The 21,997-nt window shown below is 64.6% G+C and carries 21 protein-coding genes and 1 pseudogene; 8 read left to right on the top strand and 14 right to left on the bottom strand.

Going from position 1 to position 21,997, the window contains the following annotated elements; translation table 11 throughout:
• The 3 genes from ctaD to GWC77_RS11395 form a co-directional block, all read right to left on the bottom strand.
• On the bottom strand, positions 1 to 1,962 hold the full coding sequence (gene ctaD / locus GWC77_RS11405; protein ID WP_254366916.1) for a cytochrome c oxidase subunit I: 1,962 nt from the start codon (positions 1,960 to 1,962) through the stop codon (positions 1 to 3).
• Between the two features lie 84 nt (positions 1,963 to 2,046).
• The gene (coxB, locus tag GWC77_RS11400; protein ID WP_173257015.1) at positions 2,047 to 3,003 is read right to left on the bottom strand and encodes a cytochrome c oxidase subunit II; all 957 of its coding nucleotides are present in this window, start codon (positions 3,001 to 3,003) and stop codon (positions 2,047 to 2,049) included.
• A gap of 3 nt (positions 3,004 to 3,006) precedes the next feature.
• Positions 3,007 to 3,264 carry a hypothetical protein gene (locus GWC77_RS11395; RefSeq protein ID WP_173256922.1) on the bottom strand — a complete coding sequence of 86 codons (258 nt, stop codon included), beginning with the start codon at positions 3,262 to 3,264 and terminating at the stop codon, positions 3,007 to 3,009.
• 290 nt (positions 3,265 to 3,554) lie between these two features.
• Here GWC77_RS11395 and GWC77_RS11390 point away from each other — a divergent pair, with 290 nt between their 5' ends.
• The 6 genes from GWC77_RS11390 to GWC77_RS11365 all read left to right on the top strand — a co-directional run bounded on the left by GWC77_RS11390 (position 3,555) and on the right by GWC77_RS11365 (position 9,734).
• Positions 3,555 to 4,706, top strand: a complete 1,152-nt coding sequence (locus tag GWC77_RS11390; protein ID WP_173257014.1) for an enolase C-terminal domain-like protein — start codon at positions 3,555 to 3,557, stop codon at positions 4,704 to 4,706.
• Positions 4,707 to 4,722: 16 nt separating this feature from the next.
• Positions 4,723 to 5,736 (top strand): hypothetical protein, encoded by a 1,014-nt coding sequence (locus GWC77_RS11385; RefSeq protein ID WP_173257013.1) that lies wholly within the window; start codon positions 4,723 to 4,725, stop codon positions 5,734 to 5,736.
• Positions 5,733 to 6,425 (top strand): gluconate 2-dehydrogenase subunit 3 family protein, encoded by a 693-nt coding sequence (locus GWC77_RS11380; protein WP_173257012.1) that lies wholly within the window; start codon positions 5,733 to 5,735, stop codon positions 6,423 to 6,425. Before GWC77_RS11385 ends, GWC77_RS11380 begins: the two co-directional genes overlap by 4 nt.
• Positions 6,415 to 8,058: a GMC family oxidoreductase gene (locus GWC77_RS11375; protein WP_173257011.1), complete on the top strand. Its 1,644-nt coding sequence runs from the start codon at positions 6,415 to 6,417 to the stop codon at positions 8,056 to 8,058. The genes GWC77_RS11380 and GWC77_RS11375 overlap by 11 nt, the downstream gene beginning before the upstream one ends.
• Before the next feature lie 71 nt (positions 8,059 to 8,129).
• A complete protein-coding gene (locus tag GWC77_RS11370; RefSeq protein WP_173257010.1) occupies positions 8,130 to 8,687 on the top strand; it encodes a DUF3005 domain-containing protein in 558 nt (185 codons plus the stop codon).
• Between the two features lie 45 nt (positions 8,688 to 8,732).
• Entirely contained in the window at positions 8,733 to 9,734 is a 1,002-nt protein-coding gene (locus GWC77_RS11365) for an SDR family oxidoreductase (protein ID WP_173257009.1), read from the top strand.
• Between the two features lie 7 nt (positions 9,735 to 9,741).
• On the opposite strand, the gene GWC77_RS11360 is transcribed toward GWC77_RS11365, so the two are convergent.
• The 8 genes and pseudogenes from GWC77_RS11360 to GWC77_RS11325 all read right to left on the bottom strand — a co-directional run bounded on the left by GWC77_RS11360 (position 9,742) and on the right by GWC77_RS11325 (position 17,885).
• The gene (locus GWC77_RS11360; protein ID WP_173257008.1) at positions 9,742 to 11,538 is read right to left on the bottom strand and encodes a thiamine pyrophosphate-requiring protein; all 1,797 of its coding nucleotides are present in this window, start codon (positions 11,536 to 11,538) and stop codon (positions 9,742 to 9,744) included.
• Positions 11,539 to 11,662: 124 nt separating this feature from the next.
• Positions 11,663 to 14,428, bottom strand: coding sequence for a DNA ligase D (ligD, locus tag GWC77_RS11355; protein ID WP_173257007.1), 2,766 nt, complete (start codon positions 14,426 to 14,428; stop codon positions 11,663 to 11,665).
• 86 nt (positions 14,429 to 14,514) lie between these two features.
• Positions 14,515 to 15,330, bottom strand: a pseudogene (locus GWC77_RS11350) (Ku protein); the annotation flags it as partial.
• Between the two features lie 87 nt (positions 15,331 to 15,417).
• A complete protein-coding gene (locus GWC77_RS11345) occupies positions 15,418 to 15,576 on the bottom strand; it encodes a DUF1328 domain-containing protein (RefSeq protein ID WP_173257005.1) in 159 nt (52 codons plus the stop codon).
• A 31-nt stretch (positions 15,577 to 15,607) separates the two neighbouring features.
• Positions 15,608 to 16,240 (bottom strand): hypothetical protein, encoded by a 633-nt coding sequence (locus GWC77_RS11340; RefSeq protein WP_254366909.1) that lies wholly within the window; start codon positions 16,238 to 16,240, stop codon positions 15,608 to 15,610.
• A gap of 90 nt (positions 16,241 to 16,330) precedes the next feature.
• Positions 16,331 to 16,609, bottom strand: coding sequence for a DUF1488 domain-containing protein (locus tag GWC77_RS11335; protein ID WP_173257004.1), 279 nt, complete (start codon positions 16,607 to 16,609; stop codon positions 16,331 to 16,333).
• Positions 16,610 to 16,671: 62 nt separating this feature from the next.
• Positions 16,672 to 17,229 (bottom strand): type 1 glutamine amidotransferase domain-containing protein, encoded by a 558-nt coding sequence (locus tag GWC77_RS11330; protein ID WP_173257003.1) that lies wholly within the window; start codon positions 17,227 to 17,229, stop codon positions 16,672 to 16,674.
• Positions 17,230 to 17,333: 104 nt separating this feature from the next.
• Positions 17,334 to 17,885, bottom strand: a complete 552-nt coding sequence (locus GWC77_RS11325; RefSeq protein ID WP_173257002.1) for a bacterioferritin — start codon at positions 17,883 to 17,885, stop codon at positions 17,334 to 17,336.
• A 228-nt stretch (positions 17,886 to 18,113) separates the two neighbouring features.
• On the opposite strand from GWC77_RS11325, the gene GWC77_RS11320 reads away from it, so the two are divergent.
• A complete protein-coding gene (locus GWC77_RS11320; RefSeq protein WP_173257001.1) occupies positions 18,114 to 18,488 on the top strand; it encodes a DUF3175 domain-containing protein in 375 nt (124 codons plus the stop codon).
• A gap of 31 nt (positions 18,489 to 18,519) precedes the next feature.
• On the opposite strand, the gene GWC77_RS11315 is transcribed toward GWC77_RS11320, so the two are convergent.
• Both GWC77_RS11315 and GWC77_RS11310 read right to left on the bottom strand, forming a co-directional pair.
• A complete protein-coding gene (locus tag GWC77_RS11315) occupies positions 18,520 to 19,062 on the bottom strand; it encodes a hypothetical protein (protein ID WP_173257000.1) in 543 nt (180 codons plus the stop codon).
• Positions 19,059 to 19,496: a response regulator gene (locus GWC77_RS11310; protein WP_173256999.1), complete on the bottom strand. Its 438-nt coding sequence runs from the start codon at positions 19,494 to 19,496 to the stop codon at positions 19,059 to 19,061. Before GWC77_RS11310 ends, GWC77_RS11315 begins: the two co-directional genes overlap by 4 nt.
• A 166-nt stretch (positions 19,497 to 19,662) precedes the next feature.
• Here GWC77_RS11310 and GWC77_RS11305 point away from each other — a divergent pair, with 166 nt between their 5' ends.
• Positions 19,663 to 20,517 carry a MipA/OmpV family protein gene (locus tag GWC77_RS11305; RefSeq protein ID WP_173256998.1) on the top strand — a complete coding sequence of 285 codons (855 nt, stop codon included), beginning with the start codon at positions 19,663 to 19,665 and terminating at the stop codon, positions 20,515 to 20,517.
• Here the strand turns inward: GWC77_RS11305 and GWC77_RS11300 are convergent.
• Positions 20,508 to 21,992: an efflux transporter outer membrane subunit gene (locus tag GWC77_RS11300; protein ID WP_173256997.1), complete on the bottom strand. Its 1,485-nt coding sequence runs from the start codon at positions 21,990 to 21,992 to the stop codon at positions 20,508 to 20,510. The two genes, GWC77_RS11305 and GWC77_RS11300, sit on opposite strands and share 10 nt — an antisense overlap.
• Positions 21,993 to 21,997: the final 5 nt, after the last annotated feature.

Here is a 21,997-nt window from a genome sequence, read left to right as displayed (position 1 = left end):
TCAGTGCCTCGCGACGGGTTCGGGCTCGCGCTGCATCAATCGGCGTTCGGGCCACAGCCAAACGACGATCGTCGCGGCGGCGAGAAGCAGCGCGAGGCCGGCGAAATACCAGGCATGTAATGCCAGCCCCGCGAAGAAGAGCGCTGCCGTGAGGCCGAGCCAAAACGGCGCGTACGAGTCTTCCGGCATCTTCAGAATCACATACGGTGCGGCTTCGAGCGCGGTCGTCCCAAGCGCCTCGCGCCCCTGATCGAGGATATAGCCGTCAGCGAGGCGCGAGCGAGGCGCTTCGCCGGCATCGCCGCCTTCCCCTTGCATTCGCCCTTCCCACAGCGGATGGCGGCTGGCGATCGTCGGCACGACGGCGAAATTGTAAGGCGGTGGCGGCGAAGGAACGGTCCATTCGAGTGTCGGCGCATCCCAGGGATTGTTGCCTGCGATCGGTCCGCGCTTGCGGCTATACAGCACATCGACGACGAACACGGCGATACCGAGCGCAAAGATGAACGAGCCGATCGACGTCAGCAAATTGACGGTCGTCCAGCCCATATCGGCGCCGTACGTATAGATTCGCCGCGGCATACCGAGCAACCCGGCGATATGCATCGGGAAGAACCCAAGGTTGAAGCCGACGAACATGAGCCAGAACGTGATGCGTCCGAGCCGTTCGCTCATCATCCGTCCCGTGAATTTCGGAAACCAGAAATAAATCCCGCCGACCACAGGGAACACATTGATGCCGATCAGGACGTAATGCAGATGCGCGACGACGAAATAGGTATCGGTCAACTGCCAGTCGAGCGGCACGGCTGCCGTCATCACGCCCGAGACGCCGCCGATCACGAACAGCAGGACGAACCCGGCGAAGAACAGAAACGGCACGCGAAAAACGGGGCGCCCCGTCCAGATCGTCGCAATCCATGCGAACGTTGCGACGGCGCTTGGAATCGAAATCACCATGCTGGCCGCGCCGAAAAACGACAGCGCGAGCGGCGGCAGGCCGGTGGCGAACATATGGTGGATCCAGACGACGAAGCCGACCACCATCGTCGCGACAGTCGATATCGCCACGGGCCCGTAGCCCACGAGCGGCCGCCGGCAGAACACGGGCAGCGCATCGGAGACGATGCCCATGGCCGGCAGCACGACGACATAGACCCACGGATGCGCGAAGATCCAGAACATGTGCTGCCATAACAGCGCATGCGAGCCGGCGGTGACATCGAAAAAATGCGTGCCGATTCGGCGATCGAGCCACAGCATGAGGAACGCGAGGCTCACGGACGGCACCGCGAACAGATTGGCGCCCGATGCGGTCAATGTGCCCCATACGAGCACCGGAATGCGATCGATCGACATACCCGGCGCGCGCATTCTCAGCAGCGTAACGACGAAATTGACCGCCCCCACCGTCGTCGATATGCCGAGCAGCACCATGCCCAGCGAATAGACATCGATATTCGGCCCGACATCGTAGGTCAATCCCGATAGGGGTACGTAATTGAACCAGCCCGCATTCGGCGCTTCACCGAGCGGAAAACTCGCATACAAGAAAATGCCGGCGAAGAGGAATACCCAATAGGAAAACGCGTTGAGCCGCGGGAAGGCCATATCGCGCGCACCGAGTACGAGCGGCCACAGGAAATTCGAAAAGCCCGACAGCACCGGCGATGCATAGAGAAAGATCATCGTGATGCCGTGCATCGTGAACAGTTGGTTGTACTGCTCCGGCGTGAGCACGGTCGCGTTCGGCTGGGCGAGCTGCACGCGCATGACGAGCGCTTCGACGCCCCCCAGCAACAGAAAAAGAAACGACGTCACCAGATAGCGCAGGCCGATCGTCTTGTGATCGACAGTGGAGAACCAGCCCCGCCATCCGGGCCGCGTTTCCCATATCTCGGCAAGGCGCTCGGCGCGGGCGGCGTCGATCGACTCGCGAACGAGCGGCCTCGAAAGCTGCATCGTTCCCGGCGAATCGCCGGATAACGCAGAGGCGGGCGTATCTGACATCGGCTATTCCTCGCTTGTTCCTCGTGGAGTCCCGGTTCATTGAAGCGTCGCCAAATAGACGGACAGCGCGCTCGCCTCCGACGCGGTCAGCGCAATCGAAGGCATCATCGAATCAGGTTTGATGCGCTGGGCATGCTGAATCCAATCGAGCCGATCGGCAGCGGTGTTGGGCAACTGCCCCGCGGCGATCAACCGTCTCGAGCCCAGATGCGTGAGATCGGGCGCTTGTGCGCCCGCCGCATCGGTACCGCGAACGGCGTGGCATCCTGCGCAGCGTTCGCCGAACAGACGCTTGCCTGCGTCGAATGCGGCCGACTGAGGGCCGGGTGCCGTGTCGCGCGCCTGTGCCCGCCGCCATGCATCGAATTCCGCCGGCGGCTGCGCGACGACCTCGAACGCCATATGCGCATGCTGCGCACCGCAAAACTGCGAGCACTGACCGCGATAGACGCCCGGCGCATCGGCCTCTATCCACTGCTCGTTGATCTGCCCCGGGATCATCTCGGTCTTGCCGGCCAATTGCGGAACCCAGAAGGCATGGATGACATCGGCGCTGCGCAGCTTGATCTGAACCGGTACGCCGACGGGGATATGAATTTCGTTCGCAGTGGCGAAGGTGCGCGAAGAATTGTCGGCATCCGGGTACTCGACCTTCCACCACCAGTCATACGCCGTGACATCGATTTGCAGCGAGGGCGCCGTGCGCGGCGCGGCCACCGATTCGAGCGTCGCCATCACATAGATCAATGCGGCGAACAACGCGAGGGACGACACGCCCGTGCCGATGTAGATCCACGACATGCCCCCCGCTTCGGCTCCGATCGCGTCGGGCCGCCCGCCCTGGCGCCGGCGCATGAGTGCAGCTACAAGCAGCGCGGCCACGACGATCATGACCGCGCTCACGAGCGCAATCAGCGCCCATTCGAGCCGTTGCGTCGGCAAGCTCGCCGGCCCGGCCGCATGCGCCAGGTATTCGAGCGGCGCCGTCTTCATCGCTCAGCGTGCGGGTGGGCGGCCTGTCGGCGCGGCAGTGCCTTTGTCTTCGCTGCCCCCGGTGCCATCATCCTCGCTGCCGTTGGGGGTGCTGCCGCCTTTGTCGTGACCCTTGCGCTTGTCATCGTCTTTCGAACCGATCTTCGTCGTGCCGCCGACGGCGGGTGGGTCGCTGGCGGGAAACGTATCCTCGACCGACTTGTCGATGAGGTCCTCCTCGTGCTTCCACTTTTGGTCCTTCTTGCTCGTATCGCTGCTCATGGCAAATCCTCCGTCGTCAAGGACGCTCCAATTTGCGCATGGCACATGCCTGCCGACACACGCAACGCTAGGCAGCCGTGCACGACCATTGCCGTCGTCTGTAAAAGTTGACCACCGGCCGCCTGCAACGAACGGATCGGCGCCCGGGCCACGCAGTGCCTCGCATTGTTCATGCCCGGGCCGCCGCGCGATCTCGCGGCCTCGGGCGGGCTTGCCGCTGAACCGGCGCAGCGCGGCATGCGCCTTGCGCGTCCGTGGCGTTGGGTAAGCGTTTACCGATTCCGTTGAAAATGAGCGTTACCGATCACTCCACACGCCGTACTGACTCGCCCAAGGCACAAAGCCGCGACACGACACCGATCGCGGCCGTCCGCGCGAACGCCTTCACGATACCGACCGATGCGCCCGAAGCCGATGGCACGTTCGAATGGCATGCCACGACGCTCATCGTCGTGGAAATCGACGCGGGCGGTTGCACCGGTATCGGATATACCTACACCGATGCCTGCGCCGCAGCATTGATTCGCGAAACGCTCGCCCCCGAGCTGCTTCATGGCGACGCGGGCTGCCTGCGTGCGCTCACGCAGCGGCTTTGGCGCCGCGTGCGCAACATCGGCCGCGCCGGGATCGCCGCGACAGCCATCTCGGCCGTGGACTGCGCGTTATGGGACCTGCAAGCGAAAATCGCCGGATTGCCGCTGGTACGATTGCTCGGCGGACCGGTACGCGAAGCCGTACCGGTCTATGGCAGCGGCGGCTTTACGATCTATAGCCGCGAGCAGCTACGAGCGCAATTCGAGCGATGGGTGGGCGAGAACGGCTGCCGCGCCGTCAAGATGAAAGTCGGCAGCGAGCCCGCCCGCGATCCGGAGCGCGTCGCATGCGCACGCGCTGCGATCGGCGACGCCACTGCCCTGTTCGTCGATGCGAACGGCGCGCTCTCTGTCAAATCCGCACTCGACTGTGCGCATCGCTTCGCCGAATGCGACGTCACCTGGTTCGAGGAACCCGTTTCTTCGGACGATCTCGCCGGCCTGCACGCCGTGCGACGCCGTGCACCGCCGGCAATGGACATCGCGGCCGGCGAATATGCCTATACCCCCGACGATTTCCGCCGCCTGCTCGAAGCGCGGGCAGTCGATGTCATGCAGGCGGACGCGAGCCGATGCGGCGGCGTCAGCGGCTTTCTCGAAGCGGCCGCGCTCTGCGACGCATGGCACATTCCGCTGTCCGCACACTGCGCCCCGGCGCTGCATCTGCATGTCGCGGCTGCGGCACCCGGCCTGCGCCACGTGGAGTGGTTTCACGACCATGTGCGCATCGAAGCCATGCTGTTCGACGGCGCGCCCGTCGCGCGCGACGGCGTCATTTGGCCCGATCTCTCGCGCCCGGGGTGCGGCCTTGAATTCAAGCACCGCGACGCGCAACGTTTCGCGGTATGAGGGAGCCGACAACCCGATGAACGGATCGAACCACGGATGGCTTGCCGCCCTGGGCGTCGTGGCGCTCGCTGCCGTAGCCGCGTCGCATTCGAAGGTAAACGTACGCCGGATTCCGCGCCGCCCGGGTCCTGCAGAAAACGACACCCGCGATGGCGGCGTGCCGGTGCCGAGCCAGTCGCGGCACGACGAGGACTCCACACGCGTTCCCGCTTTGCAAACCGCCACGCACATTGCCGCCGCACGCAGCTTCAACCGTAGCTCGGCATTGCTCGCCTGGTCGGCGCTGACCGATTCGGCCATCGAACACTATCGCGGCTCCTATGCCAACCCGGCGATGTTCGTTCCGCTCGCGGCCGGCGCGCTCTGTCTCGCTGCCGGGGTCCATGGCGGCACCGACGAAGCGCCCAGCACGCACGGGTTGCGCCGCGCCATCTATTTGGCCGCTGCCGGCGTCGGCGTCGCCGGTACCGGCTTTCATCTCTATAACGTGACCAAACGTCCCGGCGGCTGGAGCTGGCACAACCTCTTTTACGGTGCGCCGCTCGGCGCGCCGATGGCGCTTCTGCTATCGGGCGTGCTCGGCGCCGTCGGCGAAACGCTGCGCGACGAACCGCTCGAGGACCCGCGTCTGTTCGGGCTGCCCGCCGGCAAGGCGCTCGCGTTATTGAGCGCGGTCGGCTTGGTGGGGACTGTCGGCGAAGTTGCGTTGCTGCATTTTCGGGGCGCGTTTCAGCACCGGGCCATGTATGCGCCTGTCGCCGTGCCGCCCGTTGCAGCGGCGTTGCTGGCCCGCGCGGCGCTCGGTCAGCCGCGCGTACGTTGGTGGACCCGCACGTGGCTGCGCGTCACCGCCGCGCTCGGTGCGCTGGGCGTGGCGTTCCATGCACGCGGCGTGGCGCGCTATCACGGCGGCTGGCGCAACTGGTCGCAAAACGTATTGAGCGGACCGCCCCTGCCCGCCCCGCCAAGCTTCACGGCGCTCGCGACGGCCGGCCTGGCCGCGCTTCGCCTCAGGGAGACCGAGCGATGAACCCGAAACGCCCCCTTTCCTCGCCCTACCCGGGCTACGACGTGCTGAAGCTGCGCGACACCCCATCGTGGGACGATGTCACGCGTGCCGTCATCGACGAACGCCTCGCCCAACCCAACGCGCCGCGCTTTTGCAACGACACGCAATGGCGCGCGTTGCAGGCGCTCTCTGCCGTGATCGTTCCGCAATCGCTCGATCCGTCGGTCGATGTCGCGCATCGGCGCTTCGCAGCGCCACGAATACCCGTAGCGGGCCTCGTCGATACGCGGCTCGCCGACGATACGCGCGACGGGTATCGCGACGCACGCCTTCCCCCACTGCGCGAGGCATGGCGTATCGCGCTCGCCGCGATCGATGCCGAATCGCAGACGTTGTATGGCGCCGCATTCGCCGATATCGACGAAACCGCACAATGCGATGTCGTTCGACGCATGCAGACGGGCGAATTGCAGAGCCCTGCATGGCAGGGCATGGGCAGCGATGTTTTCTTCCGCTTGCGTCTGATGGTGGACATCGCCTCGGCTTACTATTCGCACCCGCACGCATGGAGCGAGATCGGCTTCGGCGGCCCGGCCAATCCGCGCGGGTACGTCCGCATGCAGGCGAACAGACGCGATGCGTGGGAGCCCGTGGAGGCTCGCCCGGGACAAGAGGAGAAGGCGCGTCGGGAGAACGGCCGTGTTCGATGAAGCCATGCATACGCCGCGCGGCAAAAATGGCCGCGCGCCCGACGTTTTCACGATCGGCGGCTGGGTGCCGATGCGCGAGTATGGCCAGGACGAGCCCGTCGATTTCGCCATCGTCGGCACGGGCGCCGGCGGTGGCACGCTCGCCTGCCGGCTCGCCGAACTCGGGTTTTCGGTCGTCGCATTCGATGCCGGCGCATGGTGGCGTCCGCTCGAGGAGTTCGCATCGGACGAAACGCATCAGGCGAAGCTCTATTGGACCGAGGAACGCATCTGCGACGGCGACGATCCGCTCCAGCTCGGCAGCAACAACAGCGGGCGAGCCGTGGGCGGCAGCACGGTGCACTTCGCAATGGTCTCGCTGCGCTTTCGGCCCGAATGGTTCAAGTCGCGCACGTTGCTCGGTTATGGCGCCGACTGGCCGCTCGATTGGCGCGAGATGTGGCGCTATTACACCGAGGTCGAAGAGGCGCTCAAGATTTCGGGGCCGGTCCGCTATCCGTGGGGACCGCCGCGACCGCGTTACCCCTACCGCGCCCACGAATTGAATGCAGCCGCGCTGGTGCTCGCGCGCGGCGCCGAAGCGCTCGGCATCGACTGGACGCCGACGCCGCTGGCCACACTGTCGGCGCCGCGCGGCCGGGCGCACCCATGCGTGTATCGCGGATTCTGCGTATCGGGCTGCGCGACGAACGCGAAACAGAGCGCGCTCGTCACCTGGATTCCGCGCGCCGTGGCCGCCGGCGCCGAGATTCGCGATCTGGCGATGGTCGGGCGTATCGATGTGGGCAGCGACGATCGCGTGACCGGTGTCGAATATTGTCGCGAAGGCCGTTGGCAGTTTCAGCGGGCACGCAACGTCGTCGTCGCCGGCTATGCGATCGAGACCCCGCGATTGCTGTTGATGTCGGCGACGTCCCGTTTCCCGGAGGGGCTCGCGAATCGCTCGGGCCTCGTCGGCAAAAACCTGATGGTGCAAGCGAATCAAGCAGCGTGGGGCATCATGGACGACGAGATTCGCTGGTACAAGGGGCCGCCGTCGCTCGCGTTGACCGAGCACTGGAACTACGAGGACAAGGGCAAGGACTTCTTCGGCGGTTATTGCTATATGAGCCAGGGGCCGCTGCCTCACGTGTGGGCCTACGTTCAAGCGGGCCGTGGGCTCTGGGGCGAGGCGTTGCACGAGGAGATGTCGAAGTACAACCATCAGGCCGGGCTGAAGATGGTGGGCGAGACGTTACCGCAAGAGCGCAACCGCGTCACGCTCGCCGAGGAAAAGGATGCGCTCGGATTGCCTATCGCTCGCGTCACGCATTCCCTGTGCGAGAACGACAAACGGCTCATCGGCCACGCACTCGACTATATGACCGATGCGCTCGTTGCCGCCGGCGCGAAAGAGGTCTGGCGCCAACTCGACGACACTTGCCATCTGAACGGCACGGCCCGCATGGGTGACGATCCGCGCACGAGCGTCGTCGACGCCGACTGCCGGAGCTGGGATATCCCCAATCTCTGGATCTGCGATGGCTCCGTGTTTCCGACGGTAGGCGGCGTCAATCCGTCTCTGACGATTCAGGCCATCGCATGCCGCACGGCCGAGCGCATCGCCGCCATGCGCGGTCGCGGAGAACTTTGATGCGCACGGCACGATCGTTGCATCGTCTTGTCTTATCTAGCAGGACGTAACTTCCAGCGGAGGACTGCACCGTGGAAAACAACGAGCACAACCCAACCCAGAGTCAGCAAAACGAAATCGCGGCGAAGAGCCCCGCCAAGACGCCAGCAGCCGGGAGCGCATCGCCGGATGCCGCAACGCAGGCACGCGAGTTCGGTTCCACGCGGCACGCCACGTCGGCACAGACCGTAGCGGCCAAAGAGCCCGCGCCGCTGCCCACGCTCCACCGGCAAGCGCCGGAGGAGACGGGCGACCCCGTCGCACGGGCCAATGCCCGAATCCATTCGGTCGACAATGCGGGCATGGCGGCAACCGACGATACCGTCGACACGGACGGCAAGGGTCTCGAAGCGCGACGTGGCGCTTCGCAATGGCAAGACAATGTCATCTATTCGAACGCCACGCTCGACAACAGCATCCCAGTGCGGTCCGAAGGACTCGTCGATTGGGATTCGCGCATTGGCGGGACGATGCCCGTCATCGCCACGCGAGCCGGCTGGCAGGTCGTCCGTCGCGGCACTATCGCTATCCCGGATCGCCATGGGACGCACGCCGAGCAAGTCTTCACGCTCGATCGAATCGGCAACTGAGCGCCGCGACGAAACTCCCACTCAACGGACGAAACGGATATCTCGATGCTCGGCTCTCGCATACCGAAAGTAGTCGTCGTCACAGGCGCGAGTGCGGGCGTCGGCCGGGCCGCGGCGCTCGAATTCGCGCGGCTTGGCTCCGACGTGGCGCTGCTTGCCCGCGATGCCGGGGCGCTCGAAGAAACGGCCCAAGAGGTGCGCGAGCGCGGTGTCCGCGCGTTGCCGATCGCGCTCGACGTCAGTGCCGCGGAGGCCGTCGAAGCCGCCGCCACCCAAGTCGAATCCGCGCTCGGCCCCATCGATGTCTGGGTCAACAACGCCATGGTGACGGTGTTCTCGCCCCTCGCCGAAATCGCCCCCGCGGAATTCGCGCGCGTGACCGAAGTCACCTACCTTGGATACGTCTGGGGCACGATGGCCGCGGTGAAGCGCATGAGCGCGCGTAATCGCGGCGTGATCGTGCAAGTCGGCTCGGCGCTCGCCTATCGCGCGATTCCGCTTCAATCGGCCTACTGCGGCGCGAAATTCGCGATTCGCGGCTTCACCGATGCGCTGCGTTGCGAGTTGCTGCACGACAAAAGCCAGGTCCGCCTGACGATGGTCCAAATGCCGGCACTCAACACGCCGCAGTTCGATTGGGCGCTGAACCGCATGCCCGGCGCACCGCGTCCGGTACCGCCTATCTATCAGCCCGAGGTCGCCGCACGCGCCATCGTTCACGCCGCGACGCATCCGAAGCGCGAGTTGTGGGTAGGGCTGTCGTCGATCAAGGCGATCGTTGCGAACAAGCTTGCACCGGGTTGCCTCGATCGGTATCTCGCGCGCAACGCATACGAGGCACAGCAGCGCGACACCGCGGCGGACCCCGCACGCCCCGTCGATCTGTGGCAGCCGGTAGCCGGCCAGCATAGAACGCACGGGGCTTTCGATGCGCAGTCCAAAACGACGAGCGCCACCCTGTGGATCGATACGCACCGCGGCGCCGCACTGGGCGCCACGGTGGTCGTCGCGCTCGCCGCGATGCTGTTGCGGCGGCGCGCCCCTTGACGATCGATCAGGAGTCCTTCTTGCCCGGCAAGACGGACGCCATGACTTGCTTGGCCGTATTGACGAGCACGCTGCCTTCGCGCGGGTCGCCCTCGATCAGCGTGCGCATGAACTGACGCGCCTGCGTCAGCGTGATATGCGGCGGCAATGGCGGTACTTCGGGGTCCGTCTTCACCTCGAGCACCACAGGCTGCGATGCCGATAGCGCTTCGTCCCACGCGGGGCCCAAAGCCTCCGGACGATCGACATAGATGCCCTTCAGTCCGATCAGCTCGGCGAAGCGGTGGTACGGAACGTTGGGCAGGACCTGCGATGCGTCGAACTTCGGATCGCCCTCCATGACGCGCTGCTCCCATGTCACCTGGTTGAGGTCCTCGTTGTTGAGAACCATGCAGATCCAGCGCGGGTCGGCCCACTGCTTCCAATACTTCGAGACCGTGATCAACTCGGCCATATTGTTCATTTGCATCGCGCCGTCGCCGACCATCGCAATGACAGGCCGCTGCGAGTGCGCGAACTTCGCGGCGATGGCATACGGCACGGCAGCGCCCATCGATGCGAGGCCGCCCGAAAGCGAACACATCATGCCACGGCGGATCTTCAGATCGCGCGCAAACCAGTTCGCGCATGAGCCCGAATCGCTCGTCAGAATGACGTCGGGGGGTAGACGGGGCGAGAGCTCGGTGAATGCGCGCTGAGGATTGACACCGGTCTTCGTCGTTTCGGCGGCACGCTTGTCGAGCGTCGCCCACCAGTCCTCGGTCCAGTGCGCGATACGCTTTTGCCATGCGTCGTCGGTCTTCTGGTCGATGAGCGGCAACAGGGCACGCAGCGTCTGCGCGGCATCGCCGACCAGGCTGACCTCCATCGGATAGCGCAGGCTCAGCATGCCGGCATCGATGTCGATCTGCACCCCGCGCGCGGCGCCCTCTTTCGGCAAGAACTCCGAATAGGGGAAGCCCGAGCCGATCATGAAAAACGTATCGCAATTCGTCATCAGCTCCCAGCTCGGCTTGGTGCCGAGCAAACCGATGGAGCCCGTCACCCACGGATATTCGTCGGGTACGACGGCCTTGCCGAGCAGCGCCTTCGCCACGCCGGCTCCGAGCTTCTTGGCCATTGCGATGACTTCGTCCGTGGCATTGAGCGCTCCCGCTCCAACGAGCATCGCCACGCGGTTGCCCGCGTTCAGCACATCGGCGGCCCGTGCAAGGTCGGAGGGTGCCGGCACGACGCACGGCCGCGAATAGCCGACGCCCGAGTGCGCCGTTCCGTGCTTGCGCGGCGGCGCGGCGAAATCGAGTTCCTGCAGATCGCTCGGGAAGATGATGGCAGTGACCCGCCGTTCGGCGAGCGCGATGCGTACGGCGCGATCGACCATGTGTCGCACCTGCGCCGGCACGCTCGCTTGCTGCACATAAGCTCCTGCGACATCTTTGAGCATGGACGCAATGTCGATTTCCTGCTGATAGTGCGCGCCGAGTCCCGCCCGCGCCTGCTGGCCGCAGATCGCCAGCACCGGCATATGATCGAGCCGTGCGTCGTAGAGTCCGGTTACGAGGTGCGCCGCACCCGGCCCCGAAGTGCCGATGCAGACCCCGAGCTCGCCCGTGAACTTGGCATGCGCGCTGGCCATGAATGCCGCCATTTCCTCGTGGCGTGCTTGAATGAATTCGATCTTTCCCTCAGCGCGGTTGAGCGCGCCGAACACCCCGTTGATGCCATCGCCGGGGTACCCGTACATACGCCGCACCCCCCACTGATGCAATCTTTCGACGATGAAATCGCCTACCGTTTGCGCCATGCCTGCCTCCGCTATGCGTTGAACCCTGAAGCAGTGTCCGGCACCGATCGGCAACGAGGGCGCCGAACACTAACGCAAGAGAAGGCTGCAAAAAGCGGACCCAGCGGCTAGGGATTTCCCTGCCTCAGCGGGAGTTCTGCATGCCTAGGCGGTCGCGCATCTCGCGCGTGATCCGCTGCCGCGTTTTCGCATAGTCGGCCCACGGATCGGCCCGCAACGTGTCCAACCTCTCGTGAAGATTCGTGACGGTCCACTGTGCGCCACCCGTCGTCTGCTCGACCTCTTCCCACGCGAGCGGCACCGATACGCCCATCCCCGCCCGTGCGCGCGGCGAATAAGCGACGACCGTGCTGGAGCCCCGGTTGTTGCGCAGATAATCGACGAAGATCCGGCCGCGCCGGTTCTGCGCCCCCATCTTCGCGCTGAAGCGATCGGGCAGCGTGGCGGCCATGTGCTGGGCGGCCGCCTGCGCAAACGCCTTGACGTCGTCCCACCCCGCCTGTTTTGCGAGCGGTACGACGACGTGCAATCCCTTGCCTCCGCTCGTCTTGCACCACGAGTCGAGCCCCAGTTCCTGCAGCAGCGAGCGCGTCAGCAGCGCCGCCTCGATCATGCGATCCCAGCCCAGCTTCGGATCCGGGTCGAGGTCGAACACGATACGGTCGGGCTTTTCTATGTTGGAGGCGACGGCGTTCCAAGTGTGCAGCTCCACGGTCCCCATTTGAGCCGCACCGACGAGCGCTTCCACACTGTCGATGGTCAACAGCGGCGGGTGACCGGGATCGAGTCCTTCGTGCTGGGTAATATGCGGAATCTCGAGCCGGCTCGTCGTATGTTTCTGAAAGAAAAGCTCCCCCTCGATACCCTCGGGCGCGCGCACGAGCGCAAGCGGCCGGTCCTTCAAATGAACGAGCATCCACGGCGCGACCCATTCGAAATAGCGCGCGAGATCGGCCTTGCGAAGTCCCGAAGTGCCATCGATGACACGATCCGGATGTGAAATTCGCACACCGGCGACGATCGTTTCATCGGTCGATGTCGCCGAACGGCGCGAGCTTGGATGAGCCGTTGCCCGTCCCGCGGTTCCACGGTGCGCCTTACGGGCGGGCGTTGGCGGTGACGGTTCACGCGTTTGCGAACGCACTGCGTCTCCTGTGCGCGGCGTCTCTTGCGCGACCTCGCTCGCAGGCTTGTCTTGCCTGAGACTGATGAACGATGCCTGACGCACGATGCGCTCGCTCGTCCATTCCGAGAAATTACATTCCGCGACCAGCTCGGGCTTGACCCAATGCACGCGCGTCCGACTGCGCTCGCGCGGCATTTCGGCAAACGGCACCTCATCGGTCTCGCGCTCGTCGAGGGCCTTTTTGACGGTACGCAGCGTCGTCGTGTCGAATCCCGTGCCTACGCGCCCCGCGTAGTGCAGCCGGCCATTGACGTCATGAACGCCTAACAGCAGCGCGCCGAAACCGGTACGGCTGCCCGACGGCTCGGTGTATCCGCCGATCACGAACTCCTGCCGCCGCCGGCAGCGCAGCTTGATCCATGCGCCGCTGCGCGTCGAGGTATAGGTGCTGTCGCGCCGCTTGCCGATGATTCCCTCGAGCGCCATCTCGCAGGCGCTGCGCAAAAGATCGTTCGCGTCGAGCGCGAAATCCTCGGAAAACCGTATCGTTTTCTGTTCGAGTTCTTCCATCAATGCACGCAACAAAGCACGCCGCTGCACGAGCGGCACTTTGCGCAAATCGTAGCCATTGAGGTAAGGCAAATCGAACAGAAAGAAGACGATTTCTTGCGGCCGATTGGCATCGAACGCGTTTTGCAGCGCCTGGAAACTTGGCACGCCACGCGCGTCGAGCACCGTTGCTTCGCCATCGAGCCACGCCGTTTCCACGTCGAGCGCGGCCAACGCTTCGATCTGTCGGCTGAACTTGCCGGTCCAGTCGAGCCCGCTTCGGGTGAAAACGCGCACAGGCTTCGATCGATCCTTGCGATCGATGCGGACCAGCATGCGGTAGCCATCGAATTTGATTTCGTAGGACCAATCGTCGCCGGTGGGGGCCGAATCCACGAGTGTCGCCAATTGCGGCTTCAACGAGGCGGGCAACGGCGCCTTCGTCGCGCCTTCGATGGCCGGCGAGCGGGCGAGTTCGCGCAGCGACTCCGAGCTGCGTGTCGCAACGATATCGGGCCGTCCGCTTTTCTTTTCCCCCGCGTGCGGCGCCTTGGCGGGCACCGCGAGCCGACCGGCCGGCGGCTTCGCCTCGCGCGTCGCCTTGGAGCGTGCGCCCGTCGCAGCTTTGCCGCCGCCTGCCGCCTTGTCATGACCGTTACCGAGCACGCTTCCCGGGCGCTCCGCGATCACATCGAATTCCGCTTCGCTGCGGGCCTCCTCGTCGCGCTCCTTGATGAGCAGCCACTGCTCCTTGTCGCCGCTGCCGCGCATACCGCTACGTACGAGCGCCCAGCCGCCGTGAAGCTTTTGGCCGTCGAGCCTGAACTTGAGCCGTCCGGCCTCATAAGCCTTGCGCGCCTCCTTCGGCCCCCCGGCCGGTTCCCAGGTGCCGCGATCCCACACGATGACCGACCCCGCCCCGTAGTTGCCTTCGGGAATTTCACCTTCGAACGACCCGTATTCCACAGGATGGTCCTCGACATGAACGGCGAGCCGCTTCACGGAGGGATCGAGGCTCGGCCCTTTCGGTACCGCCCACGAATGAAGCGTACCGTCGAGTTCGAGCCGGAAGTCGTAGTGCAGGCGCCGGGCGTGGTGCTCCTGGATCACGAAAGACAGTTCATGCTGTGCGCGGCGCACGCGCGATGCGCCGGCCGGCTCCGGCGTCTCGTCGAAGCGGCGCTTTTTGCGGTAGGTATCGAGGCTTCCAGCCATGTTAGCAATTCCGACGGTCGGTTAGATGGATCGGCCGGCGCATCGCCGCGATAGAGACGACGATCGATGCGCCAGTGCCCTTGCTACGCCGCATGCTTGCCGCGCCCGCGTCCCAGACTGCGCTTGAGCAGTTCGGACAAATCGACCACGTCGGCGGTTGCGCGCCGGTGCGCGGGTGCCTTGGCCGCTTCGCTGATCTCACGCGTCTTGCCCTCGCGCACCTTCTTGTCGACGAGCGCGAGGATTTCATCGCGAAACGTGTCGTGGTACTCGCCCGGATTCCACGATTCGGTCATGTCCTCGATCAGCTTCTTGGCCATCTCGATCTCGCGTGCATTGACGCCCGCTTTCTTGGCGTCGGTGGGCGGCAGGGCTAGTTCGTCGATAGCCAGCACTTCTCCACCCCAACGCAGCGTGTTGAGCGCGAGCACCGGGCCGGCCGGAATCAATGCAGCCAGATGCTGCTTGTTGTGCAGCACGACACTGGCGATGCCGATCTTGCCCGTCTGCGCGAGCGCTTCGCGCAACAACGCATAGGCCTTCTTGCCCTGCCGTTCCGGAACGAGGTAGTACGGTGTATCGAGATAGAGGAACGAGACGGAATAGGCCTCGACGAACGAAAGGATGTCCACCGTCTGGGTCGACTCGGGGCTCGCCGCGCGGATTTCCTCGTCGGCGAGCAGCACGTACTGTCCTTTTTCGTACTCGAACCCGCGCACGATTTTTTCCCGGGGTACCTCCTTGCCCGTGCGCTTGTTGATCTGCTTGTAGCCGATCGGATCGGCCGTTTCCTTGTCGAGCAGGTTGAAGCTCGTACGCTCGGGCCGCGTGGCGGGATGCAGTTGCACCGGCACGTTCACGAGGCCGAAGCTGATGGCACCTTTCCAGATGACGCGTGACATGGCGGCTCCTTTCGCGCAACGGGCGATTCTTGCCTTCAAGCACGAAACGCGCCGCCGCGCGTCACGTGCCCGGCATCGGCGGATTCGTCATCGGAATGCGGCGAGCAACAGCGTCGCCACGAAGATGACAACGAAGATGAAAAAGAGAACCTTGGCGATTTCGGCCGCGCCCGCCGCGATACCCGTAAAACCGAATATCGCGGCGATGACCGCAACCACGAAGAAAACGATGGCATAGCGCAGCATGATCTTTTCCTGGACGAACGACTTGCGGGTGTCAGCGCTGCGCGGGCTGCGCGCGCGAACCGTTCTCCGCGCCGGAGGCCGCCTGCGCGGCTGCACCGCCACGCGAGGCGTCGATCCGTTCGACATCCTTCGTCGGATCGAAATCGGCCCAGCGTCCGTGCTGCCAGCGCCCATGCGCACGCTCGATCTCGAGGCTGCCCGCCTCGCGCAGCACCCGGGCCACCGTGTCCTGGTTGTCGGGGCTTACATGGACCGCAACGAGCACGCCGGAATCATGGCCCTGATGTGGAACCTGTCGCTCGGGCATCTTGCCCCCGCCTCGCGTATGCGTCATGGCGCCGATCAGCGAGCCGATATATGCGCCGACGCCGGCGGCAACGATAAGCACGACGAACGAAGCGGAGATCACGGAGAAAAGCGCCACACCGACCGCGGCGCCCAACGCGGCGCCAATCACACCGCCTTTACCGGCGCCGACGGAACTGCGCGAGGCCTGCCGGTCCGCGTATTCGTCGCCACCGACGGGAAACCGGGCATGCTGGCCCGGCGGATTGACGAAGAAGAGCGTGACGTCTTCCTGAACGATTCCCGCATCGAAAAGACGCGCGGCGGCGGCTTCCGCCTGAGCAAACGTGGTAAACCGACCTGCGACGATCAGCGACATGGCATGACCTCCAGTGTGGTTGGCAGTCCTTATCGAGCACCAGTTCTTGGATCCGCCTTCGGCGCCCGACCGTCGGCAGCGCTGCGCCCCTCAGGCGTCTTCCATCCTGAACAGGCCGCTACGCAGCACGACGGCCGCGCCGTCGTTGGCCTCGATCGCGCGCGTGCACACCGAACGAATGCGCTCCGTTCCTTCATGATAGGCACGCAGGATGTCTTCGGGCAACGCCGAACGGGCGCCGAAATGGTCCTCGAGCGCTTCGGCCGTGATAGCGCAGGCGAGCGGCACGCCGTCGACCACCGCAGAGAAGCGCACCACCATCTGCGCTCCGTCGAAAACGGGTTCCTCGTCGGGGTAGTCGATATGCATCAAGACGTCTCCATGTAGTCCCCGATGCCGGCCGCCGGCCACCGCGCGCAGCATTCGCTCCATCAAGAGGCGCGCGCGCCGTGCCGCGCCAGTTGCTCGATGATCTTCCGATTGAACGCGGGGATATCGTCCGGCTTGCGACTCGTGATGAAGTTGTCGTCCTCGACCACTTCCTCGTCGACCCAGGTCGCGCCGGCATTGCGCAGGTCGTCCTGCAGGCTCGGCCAGCTCGTCATCGTATGTCCCTTGACGATACCGGCAGAGATAGGCAGCCAGGCGCCGTGACAAATCACCGCCACTGGCTTGTGGGCCTCGTCGAGCGCGCGTACGAATGCCTGCGCTTCCGGGACCGTCCGTATCGCGTCGCTATTGACGACTCCACCCGGCAAGATCACGGCGTCGTAGTCCTCGGGCCGCACCTGGTCGAACGTCGCGTCGACGGTCACCATCGCGCCACGCTCGACATGCTGGAAGCCCTGAAGCTGTCCTGGCTTCTTCGAAATGACATGGACGAGCGCCCCCGCTTCGGAGAGCGCGCGCTTCGGCTCGATCAATTCGGCTTCTTCGAAGCCGTCCATCGCCAGCATTGCGACCTTGCATCCTTGAAGCGTCTTGCTCATGAGTCGAACTCCTCGAACAGATGATGAACGTATCTCATTCCCGCATCTCATCCCCTCTTGCGAGCAAGCCCGGTGCCAGCGTCATTTTTCCCTCATTTCCTCACTCATTTCTTCAATTCGGCGGGTAATCCTTCAAGCAGGTCGGCCATATCGTCGGCATGCTCCTCTTCCACGGCGAGTATGGATTCCATGATGCGGCGCGACGTCGGGTCCTTTTCTCCGAGGTAATCGATAATTTCGCGGTAGCTGTCGATCGCGATGCGCTCGGCCACCAGATCTTCACGGATCATTTCGACGAGCGATCCCCCCTCGACGTACTCGGCATGGCTGCGCGTGAGCAATCCCTCCGGCGAGAAATTCGGCTCGCCGCCCAGTTGCACGATGCGCTCCGCGATCTGATCCGCGTGGCCCAGTTCCTCTTGCGCATGCTGGAGAAATTCATCGGCAACGCTTTTCGAATGGATCCCTCTCGCCATGAAATAGTGGCGCCGGTAGCGCAGCGTGCAGACCAGCTCGGTCGCAAGTGCGTCGTTGAGCAGCTTGAGCACAGTCTCGCGGTCAGCCTTGTATCCGGCCGTTACGGCGCCCTCGGAAATGTGTTCGCGGGCTCGCTTGCGGATCTCTTTGACGTCGGTCAGAAACGGTTGTTGAGCCATGGTCCTCTCCAGGGATTGCGCGGTTGTGTGAAGGAAAATCGATGACGCGCCGGCAGGTGCGCCAACCGCGGTCGGTGCTATGGGCGAGGCGCGCACTTTCGTCACGCTCGCATCGTTCGTGCCAGCGGGGACCGCATCCGGCGGAGGCCGGCGGCACGGACGTTGCATGCGCCGTGATAATCGCACCAGCGTGAATCGATTCCATCCGATTGTCAGAAAGGCATACCGATGGCCCGTTCATCCACATCTCATTCGTCGACGCGTCGCCGCTCCGGTCACCCACCACGGCAACGCCATGCCGAGGCCTCGAGGCGCAAAACGCGCAAGTCGCCCCACCGCTGGTCGCATCACGTCATGGAGACGAGCGACGCACTCGATCTCGAGCCGGGAATTTTCAAATCGGGCAGCGCCAAGGACATCGCTCAGTCGCTTAAACGCTCGTCGCTCGCGAGCCGCCGACGCCGCGGCACGCCGTTCCAATCCGCGATGTCGATGCTGAACTTCTATCTGAACCGGGCAGGCAGGAATTTGCCGAAGACGCGCCGGCGCGTGCTCGAGCGCGCGAAAGGAAAGCTGCGCGAAGCGTTCGGACGCGCGCGGTAGCCGCTCCTTTCGGACGGCCGCGCGCCGGCCGTCATTCGCTCGAATCCGTCGGGAATACGTCCGGCTGAGCGAGCGTGCGATAAGGGGGCTTGCCGGCGGGATCGTCCATCATGTCGTCGATGATGCGTTCGACATCGGCCGTCTTCGCGAGCTCGGACAGGAAGGTCTTTTTATCGAACCCCGGTGCAACGCACCCCTGCACGTAGACGAAGCGGCGTTGCAGCGTCAACCACAGCGTCGTCTTTTCCTTCCAATGCGTGGCAGGTTCGATGTTCGCTAGCCGCCGCTTGACCGCCTCGGCGATCTCCTTGTCGTAGAGGTAGCCGTTCGAGAGCCGGCACCGCCCCTCCCACCAGCAGCTGTTGCCGCGTTCGACACGCCAGTGGCTCTCGGCTCGCCACTCGCTTTCCGTTTCCAGCGGCCCGAGAGGTTCGGGGCAATGGGCAACCGCCTGTGAAATCGAGAAGAACGGATCGTTGCCGCGGTTGAGTCGTTGGTTATCCTGGGCGTGCGCAACGGCACCCGCCAATGCGAACGCCAGCAGATAGGCCGCGGCAGGTCGGCGTGGGCTCATGCGCTCGTGAATTCCAGCACACGCAGAATCAACTGCGGCGTGAGCGGCTTGGCGCAGTGCGCGTCGAAGCCGGCCTCGCGCGCGCGTTCGCGGTCCTGCGACGACGCATAGCCACTACAGGCGATCAACAGCATATCCGCGGTGCTTGGATCGGCGCGCAACCGCCGCGCGAGCTCCAGACCATCGAGCCCGGGCATCGCGATATCGAGCAGCGCGGCAAACGGCTGCCATTCGCGCGCGATTGCGCACGCCTCCAGCGGGTCGCTCGTTGCACGGCATTCGAAACCATCGGCATCGAGCAAAAGTTGCAACGCTTCGGCCGCGTCGCGATAGTCGTCGACCACGAGCACCCGGCGATGATGCGCCATCACCGGCCGGAACGTTCGCCAAAGAACGACGTCTTCGCTTGAATCGGCCTTGCTTGGGTCGGTCACGAGCAGCTCCCTTGTCGTACATCAACACCGCGCGAACATCTGGCACTGCAAAATACGAACCTGCCCGGCGCCGAGCGCGCTTCGGCATGCACATTGCTCCCGGTTCTGGCACGATTGACGTCGTACGAGCGCGGCATCCGATAAACAAAGCAACCAGGAACGAACCATGTCGATCTCCACAGCGGCACCGCGTGGTGCCCTCGCCGTCTTTCTGAGCGCTGCCATGCTCCCGCTTGCCGCCATCGCGCAAACGCCTTCACCGCTCGCACAGTGGCAGTACTCGTCCGGCATCACGCTCGAACAAATGTTCCTGCCGAAACTGCCCACCTGGCGAATTCGCGTCGGCCCGTCGGTCAGCTTTCAGCCGCGATATGACGGGGCAAGCAGCTACCACATACTCGCGGGGCCAAGCATCGACATTCGCTACCGCGATCGCTTCTTCTTTTCCACAGGCGAAGGCTTGGGTGTCAATGTCGTGACGGGGCCGAACTGGCGCGCCGGCATTGCACTGTCCTACGATCTCGGCCGGCGCGCAGCCGACGATCTCGATCATCTGCACGGTATGGACAATATCAATCCGGCGCCCACGATGCACTTGTTTGGTGAGTATGTCGTGTCAAAAACCTTTCCGCTCGTCGTTCGCGCCGACGTGCGACGCGCGATGGGCGGCGATAACGGTTGGGTGGGGGATCTCGGCACTTATATGCCGATGCCGGGTAGTTCTGAAAAATTCAATTGGTTTGCCGGTCCGACCGTCACCTTCGCCGACTCTCGCTATATGAACAGCTGGTTCGGCGTCAACGCCAATGAATCCGCCCGCTCGGGTTTGCGCCAATATCACGCCTCGGCCGGCGTCAAGTCGGTCGGGTTCGGCGTGGCCGCGACCTGGATGGCGAACAAACATTGGCTCGTGACCGGCAACGTCGCATATCAGCAACTCGTCGGCTTGGCCGGCAATAGCCCGATCGTCCAGCGCCGCGGCTCGGGCGTCGTCGACTTCGCCGTCGACTATCAATTCTGAGCGGGCCGTGACGATGCGTCGTGCACGTCGCGCTTCTCGAGCGGCGAGCCGCCCAACGACTGATAAAGCGCCGCCGTGTCGGCAAGACGATCCGCCTGAGCCTTCGTCCGGTCGAGACCCGCCGCGAGCGCCTGACGCTGAGCATCGATCAGCGCGAACTCGCTGATTCCACCGGCCGCGTGGCGAGCCGAGGCCACGTGCAGGCTTGCTTCGGCTTCGCGCGACGCCGCGTCGCGCGCATCGAGCGTTTCGGCATCGCTTTGCAATGCCTGCAACGCATCGGCCACTTGTTGAAGTGCCTGCAGCACCGTCTCGCGATAATCAGCCAGCGCCGCTTCGTAGGTGGCCTGCGCCGCCCGCTGCTGCGCCCGCAGCGCGCCGCCGCGAAAGATCGGCTGGGTCATGCTCAGTCCGATGCTCCAGACGTTGAACTGCTTCAGGATGTCCCGGATATGCGTGCGTTCCGATCCAGCGCTCGCTGCGATCGAAAACTGCGGAAACAGGTTCGCCGTGGCCACGCCCACGTCCGCGCTCGCCCGATGCAGCAAGGCTTCGGAAGCGCGAATATCGGGACGCTCGCGCGCGAGCGTCGACGGCAATGTGACCGGCACGGTATCGGGCACACGCAATTCGTCGAGCGCGATCTCGCCGATATCCGCCTCGGCGCTCGGCAGCCCGACCAGCACCGCGAGCCGATGCTCAGTCTGCGCGAGTTGCGCGGCGAGCGGCGGTATCGTTGCGCGTGTTTGAGCCAATAGTGTGCGCTGCGCCTGCACATCGAGCTCGGACACCCCGCCGGCGGCTTGCCTTCGTTCCATGATCCCGAGCTGCTGCGCTTGCGCGGATGCCAGCTGTCGCGTCAACGCAAGTTGCTGCCGCAACGATGCGCGGCGAATCGCCGCCGACACCACATTGCCCGCCAATGAAAGCCGCGCCGCGTCGAGCTCGAATGCCGCATAGTCCACCTGCGCGCGCGTTGCTTCGAGGGCACGCCGGGTGCCGCCGAAAACGTCGAACAGATATGTGACGCTGACCGACGCGTCGTAGAGCGTAAACGGCGGCGGGCTTGCCGCGTTGGCGAGCCCGAACGAGGCGAGATCGACTTTGCGGCGCGTCGCCGACAAGCCCGCATCGACGCTCGGCAGCTCTGTCTCCCCTGCTTGCGCGCGGTAGTTCTCCCGCGCGGCGATCAGGCGCGAACGCGCAGCCACCACTGTCGGGCTCCGATGCAATGCTTCGTCCACGAGTCTGTCGAGTTCGTCCGATCCAAAGCCCCGCCACCACGCGCGCGGTGCCGCGTCCGAGCGGACGAAGCGCTGCACACCGCCACCCGGCCCGCTCGGATCGGCTGTCTCGCTCGGCATTGGCTCACGCGTATACGCTTGCGCGCGCGGCGCGGCCGGCGAATGGAAATCCGGGCCGACGGTGCAGGCACTCAAAGCGAGCAACGACAGCATGACGAGGCGTGGCGTCATTGTGG

This window comes from Paraburkholderia sp. NMBU_R16, assembly GCF_013282575.1.
In the GTDB taxonomy this organism is placed as follows: Bacteria; Pseudomonadota; Gammaproteobacteria; order Burkholderiales; family Burkholderiaceae; genus Trinickia.
This window is presented reverse-complemented; position numbering and strand designations above follow the sequence as displayed.